The sequence below is a fragment of the Achromobacter sp. RW408 genome (genome assembly GCF_003184165.1).
GTDB classification, from domain to species: Bacteria; Pseudomonadota; Gammaproteobacteria; order Burkholderiales; family Burkholderiaceae_B; genus Achromobacter; species Achromobacter xylosoxidans.
Genome location: NZ_QHHO01000040.1, coordinates 500931 through 506893, shown reverse-complemented (window position 1 = coordinate 506893; position 5963 = coordinate 500931). Strand labels below are relative to the sequence as shown.

The window sequence follows — 5963 nt, the reverse complement described above, 5'->3', positions numbered from 1 at the left end:
GCAGCCCGCAAGCCGTCGGCAGGGACGGACGGGAAAGCAAGGGATCAGGGCCCGCGGCCCGTGCGGGAATCGCGGGCAAGAGGCGGCCCGGCGGCGCGCGTCCGCCTATGCGTGGCGTCGGCGCCGTCGCGCAATCGTGGGGAGTCGGCCAGCAACGGCCGGATGCCGGAAGTCGGCAGGGAGGAGAAACCGGGCGCCGCTGCGTGAGCGGCGCCGTACTAGGAGGCGGGTCGTCGGTCATAGATGGCGAAACCGTCCTTGCTTGCCGTGGCAAACGCGGGCCGCATGTTCCGCCGTGCTCTCATTCTTTCAGGAACCTGAATATTAGCTGAAATGTAAAGAGAAGAAAAACCCGGGTTGGCCCGGATGCGCCAGTTGTCGCGGCCCCCAAATCAGTGACAAACTCAGCACACGAACACATATGCTGTCGCGGGATCCCTTTCACTCGGGAGCCGAACGCTCCGGAGGTCGTTGCCTCGCGGGCCGCAGCGCCGCAGGGCAAGCCTCGCCGGACGCCGGCTCCGCCGCTGGAGCGATGCATGGACGACCAACCAGTTTCCGGACGGCGCGGATTGCTCAAGGCCCTGGCCGTGGGCCTGCCCGGCGCCGCGTGGGCCCCGCGGCCCCAGGCCGCGCCCGAGCCCTCCCCGCCCGCCGCCGAACCGCCGAACCGCACGCTCAAGTTCTTCAATGCGCAGGAAGCCGCTGCCATGGACGCGATCGCCGCGCGCCTGATTCCGGCGGACGAGCTCGGCCCGGGCGCCAAGGAAGCCGGCGTGACCCAGTTCCTGGACGGCCAGTTGGCGGGCGCCTGGGGCGCGGGCGAGCAGTTCTATCGCCAGGGGCCGTTCGAAAGCGGCACCCCCGAACAAGGCTACCAGCTGTCGTTCACGCCCGCCGAGATGTTCCGGCGCGGCCTGGCCGCGCTGGACGCCGCCACCCGCAGGCAGGACGGCAAGCCCTATGCCGAACTGGACGCCGCGCGCCAGGACGCCTGGCTGCATGACATGCAGGCCGGCAAGCCCGACTTTTCACCGCTGCCATCGGACGTGTTCTTCCAGGCGCTGCTGGACGCCACCATCGAAGGCTTCTTCTCCGACCCCTTGTACGGCGGCAATGTCGACATGGTGGGCTGGAAGCTGGTGGGCTTTCCAGGCGCCTATGCGTCATTTTCCAACGACATCGAGCGCCATGGCGTGATCTGGGCCGGCAGGCCCGTCTCCATCGCCAACGCGCGCGGCCACATGGGCAAACCGGGAGACGGCCATGGCTAAGACGCTGCCCGCGGTGGATGTGGCGATCGTCGGCGGCGGCTGGACCGGCGCCATCATCGGCAAGGAGCTGGCGGCCGTCGGCCAGCGCGTGGTGGTGCTCGAGCGCGGCGAGGCGCGCTGGCCCTCGCCCGACTTCCAGGGCCCCTACGTCCATGACGAACTGAAGTACACGCGGCGCCACGAACTGCACCAGAACGCGGCGACCGAGACCTTCACCTTCCGCAACAACACCGACCAGAAGGCGCTGCCGATGCGCCGCTGGCAATTCGCCTATCCCGGCACCCACCTGGGTGGCGCCGGCAACCATTGGTCCGGCGCCTATTACCGCTTCGATCCCACCGATTTCCGTCTGCGCAGCCACTACACCGAACGCTACGGCGCGAAGATCTTCGATCCCGAACTGACCTGCCAGGACTGGCCGCTCACCTATGACGAACTGGAACCCTATTTCGACCGCTATGACTACCTGATCGGCGCTTCCGGCCAGGCTGGCAACATCAAGGGGCAGAAGCAGGAAGGCGGCAACCCGTTCGAGCCCTGGCGTTCGCGGCCCTACCCCAACCCGCCGATGAAAGTGCCGTACGCGCCGGCGCTGTTCGGCGAGGCCGCCAGACAGCTCGGCTATCACCCCTATGTGCAGCCGTCGGCGCTCTGTACCCGGCCCTACGTGAACAGCGAGGGGCTGCACATGAGCGCCTGTGTGTATTGCGGCTTCTGCTCCAACTTCGGCTGCGAACATTTCGCCAAGGCTTCGCCGCAGGTCTGTATCCTGCCGGTGGCGCTGAAGCTGCCGACCTTCGAGATCCGCACCGGGGCCCACGTGCTGCGGGTCGAACTGACGCCCGACAAGAAGCGCGCCCGCGGCGTGACCTACGTGGACGCGGCCGGCGCCGAGATCTTCCAGCCGGCCGAGATCGTGGTGCTGTGCGCCTTCGGCATCAACAACGTGCGCCTGCTGCTGCTGTCCGGCATCGGCCAGCCCTACGATCCGGTCACGGACAAGGGTGTGGTGGGGCGCAACTACACCCACCAGACCACCTCGGGCGTGAACCTGTTCTTCGACGAGTCGGTGAACATCAATCCGTTCATGGGCGCGGGCGCCGTGGCCGTCACCATGGACGACTTCAGCGCCGACAACTTCGATCATGGCCCGCATGGCTTTGTCGGCGGCGGCTATCTGCAGATCCAGGTGGTCAGCGGCGCGCCCATCGGCTTTCACCCCACGCCCAAAGGCACCCCGGCCTGGGGCGCCGAATGGAAGAAGGCGGTCAAGCGCTACTACAACCACGCCGCCAACATCACCATCACCGGCTCGGCCCAGCCGTGGCGCGGCGGCTACCTGAGCCTGGATCCGACCTACAAGGACGCCTGGGGCCTGCCGCTCCTGCGCGTCACCTACGACTTTCCCGACAACGACATCCGCATGTCGGCGTTCCTGACCGAGCGCGGCGACGAGATCGGCCGCGCCATGAAGGGCGTCACGCGCACCGAGCCCGGTCCTCGCAAGCGGCCGTTCTCCGCCACGGCGTACCAGTCCACCCATCTGACCGGCGGCGCCGCGATGGGCAACGACCCGGCCACCAGCGTGGTCAACCGCTACGGCCAATCCTGGGACGTGCCGAACGTCTTCGTCACGGGCGCAGCCTTGTTTCCGCAGAATTCGGGCTACAACCCCACGGGCACGGTAGGCGCCACCGCCTACTGGACCGTCGAGAAAATCAAGGCGGACTATCTGCGTTCGCCAGGGCGGCTGGTGTCATCATGATCGAACATCGCAACGGCATCCTGATCGCGGTGGCGCTGATGGTGGGCGTGCCCGCCATCACGCTGGTCGCCACCCTGCACCAGATGTTCGGCACTGGCGGCGAGGGCCCCATCCGGGCCAGCGCCGTCCAGGCCCCCGCGGCGGCGGCGCCGGCCGCATCGCCATCGCCATCACCATCGACAGCGGCGCCGACACAGGCCCCCCGCGCCGCGGCCGGCGCCACCCCGCCCGCCTCCGCCGCGGCAACGCCAGCCGCGCCCGCGCCGGTGCCCGGCCGCGGCGCGCTGGACTTCAGCGCGTCACGGCCGGTCTGGGAAGGCTATCTGCGCGGCGCCGACCCGGAACAGGGCAAGCAACTGGCCGCCGCCGGCAAGCCGGCCGCCGGCGTGCAGGCCTGTGTCGCCTGCCACGGCCAGGCCGGCATCACCCCCAGCGGCGGCATCTTCCCCAATCTCGCGGGACTGACCGCCGAGTACATTGCCAAGCAATTGGCCGATTTCCGCCAGGGCACGCGCAAGCAACCGCTGATGAACACTATCGCCCAAGGGTTGAGCGAGCAGGAGATCGGCCAGTTGGCGGCCTACTACGGCAGCCTGGCCGGGCCGCCACTGCACGTGGGCGAAGCCGGCGGCGAAGCGGCGCGCAAGCTGGACCAGGTTGGCGACGGCACCCGCGCCCTGCCCGCCTGCGCCAATTGCCATGGCCTGCGCGGCCTGGGCGAAGGCCCGCTGCTGCCCCGGCTGGCAGGCCAGTCCAAGGAATACTTCGCAGACCAGATCAACGCCTTTCGCAACGGATCGCGACAGAACGACGACGTCGGGGTGATGCGGGCGTTCGCGCAACGCCTGACCGACAGCGAGGTCGAGGCGCTGGGCCAGTATTACGCCGGCACGCGCTGAAGCCATCGCGGTGCGCGGCGGGCCCGGGCAAGCAGCCGGCCCATTGCCGCGCCGCTTGCGGCGCGCGCGCCGCCGCAGGGGTGTCGAACAGGAATTTTCCCTTGGTGTTTTCCCTTATCCGTTCTTATAATTGCGGCACCTTCAACCACCCCGAGATCATTGTGGACAACGACGGATGTAGTCGATACACGACTGCTTGCGCCGCTTGACGCAGGATCCGCAGAGTTTTCTGCCGAGTCCTGCGTAAAGCCAGGACAAGGCCATCCGGCCCGGACACCAGCCCGCTCGCGCGCGCATCGACCGGCCCCGGCCCTCTCCCCCATCAGCTTGCCGACGCGAATCGCGGGCCTTGTCGCGCCCGCGCCGCGACCGGCTGGCGGCGCATGCATGTGGACCTTCCACCGTACTCCCCCTGGAGACGACCATGCGCATCAAGAAATTCCTTCCCTTCCTGGATGGCGGCGCCGCCGTGCGCGGCATGACGCCGGCGGCCCCGGCCGCGCGCGCCGCCACCCCCACCTACCAGTTCACCATCGTCAGCGTCGCCGACACGCTCAACGCCCTGCGCAAGCAGCTGTACTTCGAACTGCAGGCGCTCGACCTGCGCGTGCTGAACGTACGCATCTCGCGCCAGGAGGCCGGCCAGCTCGCCAGCACCACGGTCACGCTGCAGTGCCCGCCGCAATTGCGCGGCCTGCTCAGCGCCGTCGCCCTGCGGCTGGGCCAGAGCCCCGACGTGCGCCGGGTGCATTGGGAAAACGAGGACGGCGCCCGCATTGCCGTGCTGCCCGCCTGAGCCATGGAAAGGAGACTGTCATGAAAGACCCGTACAAATGCCTCCTCGTTGCCCGGGTGGTTGCATTGCTGCTGCTGTGGCTGGTGGCCTTCGGGCTGACGCTGGCCTCCGTCTGGCAATTGCCCTGACCCGGTCCGATACGACGCGACCTGCCGAATCCGAGAACAACAACATGAAGAACTTCGAAAACATCCAGCTGCTGACGCTGGCCAATACCCTGATCAGCCTGGCGACGGCATTCGTGCTGGGCTCCATCGTCGGTTTCGAGCGGCAGTACCGCCAACGCACCGCGGGCCTGCGCACCAATGCGCTGGTGGCGGTGGGCGCCGCGATCTTTGTCGACATGGCCTTTCGCGTCGGCGGTCCCGACGGCGGCGCGCGGGTGATTTCCTACGTCGTGTCCGGCGTGGGATTCCTGGGCGCCGGCGCCATCATGCGCGAAGGCGGCAGCATCCGCGGCCTGAACACCGCCGCCACGCTATGGGGTTCGGCCGCCATCGGCGCCTGCGCCGGCGCCTCGCTGATCCTGGAGGCGCTGGCGGCCACCGCCTTCGTGCTGGCCGCCAACACGTTGCTGCGGCCGCTGGTCAGCCACATCAACCGCCAGCCGGTGGATGCGCAGACCACCGAAGTCACGACCGTGATTCACGTCATCGCGCACGTGGACCAGCGCCAGGCTGCCATGACCGTGCTAGAGGACGTGCTGGAGGCCGAGCAACTGCCCCTGTCCGAACTGAAGATCGACCAGTTCGGCGAGAACGAGGTCGAGATCGAGGCCGCGCTGAGCGAGGCATCGGTCGACGAACTGGACCTGGACCGCGTCACGGCCCGCATCGCCGCCGCCCCGGGCGTGCGCACCGCCTTCTGGGCCGCCCGCACCGTGTAGTTCCCGGGCGGCGGCAAAACCTTCTAGAATGGGCGTCGACCATGCGCCCCCGCTTCATGCCCCTTGCCCGCAACGCCGCCTGCCTTTGGCTGGTGCTGGCGCTGTTTGCGCTCAAGGCGCTGGTGCCGCCGGGCTTCATGCCCGCGACGCCGGGCGGCGGCACGCTGATCCAGTTGTGCTCGGCCGCCGGTCCGGTCTGGGTGGCCGGCCCCGCCAAGCGCGGCGACGCGCCCGACGAACGCCACGCGGCGCAGGCCGCTACCTGCCCCATGGGCGCCATGCTGGCCGCGGTGGCGCTGCCCTCCGCGCCGGCGACGCTGATCGCGGCCAGCGCCCTCATGAC

General features: G+C 68.9%; 6 protein-coding genes. All 6 read left to right on the top strand.

Annotated features, from left to right (window positions below; all coding sequences use genetic code 11):
- The first annotated feature begins 539 nt into the window (after positions 1 to 539).
- Positions 540 to 1274, top strand: a complete 735-nt coding sequence (locus tag DK459_RS09890; protein ID WP_020927604.1) for a gluconate 2-dehydrogenase subunit 3 family protein — start codon at positions 540 to 542, stop codon at positions 1272 to 1274.
- A complete protein-coding gene (locus tag DK459_RS09885; protein WP_110134668.1) occupies positions 1267 to 3039 on the top strand; it encodes a GMC family oxidoreductase in 1773 nt (590 codons plus the stop codon). Before DK459_RS09890 ends, DK459_RS09885 begins: the two co-directional genes overlap by 8 nt.
- Entirely contained in the window at positions 3036 to 3938 is a 903-nt protein-coding gene (locus tag DK459_RS09880; protein ID WP_024068806.1) for a c-type cytochrome, read from the top strand. The genes DK459_RS09885 and DK459_RS09880 overlap by 4 nt, the downstream gene beginning before the upstream one ends.
- 424 nt (positions 3939 to 4362) lie before the next feature.
- Complete coding sequence (locus tag DK459_RS09875; RefSeq protein ID WP_024068805.1) at positions 4363 to 4734, top strand: hypothetical protein; 372 nt, start codon at positions 4363 to 4365, stop codon at positions 4732 to 4734.
- A 172-nt stretch (positions 4735 to 4906) separates the two neighbouring features.
- Positions 4907 to 5620 (top strand): MgtC/SapB family protein, encoded by a 714-nt coding sequence (locus tag DK459_RS09870; RefSeq protein WP_006386356.1) that lies wholly within the window; start codon positions 4907 to 4909, stop codon positions 5618 to 5620.
- A gap of 41 nt (positions 5621 to 5661) precedes the next feature.
- On the top strand, positions 5662 to 5963 hold a 302-nt coding region (locus DK459_RS09865), incomplete at its 3' end, for a DUF2946 domain-containing protein (RefSeq protein WP_110134684.1).

Bases quoted from the DNA above. Each gene is read 5' to 3' on its own strand.
- DK459_RS09890 (WP_020927604.1), top strand. From the start codon at position 540: ATGGACGACCAACCAGTTTCCGGACGGCGCGGATTGCTCAAGGCCCTG.
- DK459_RS09885 (WP_110134668.1), top strand. From the start codon at position 1,267: ATGGCTAAGACGCTGCCCGCGGTGGATGTGGCGATCGTCGGCGGCGGC.
- DK459_RS09880 (WP_024068806.1), top strand. From the start codon at position 3,036: ATGATCGAACATCGCAACGGCATCCTGATCGCGGTGGCGCTGATGGTG.
- DK459_RS09875 (WP_024068805.1), top strand. From the start codon at position 4,363: ATGCGCATCAAGAAATTCCTTCCCTTCCTGGATGGCGGCGCCGCCGTG.
- DK459_RS09870 (WP_006386356.1), top strand. From the start codon at position 4,907: ATGAAGAACTTCGAAAACATCCAGCTGCTGACGCTGGCCAATACCCTG.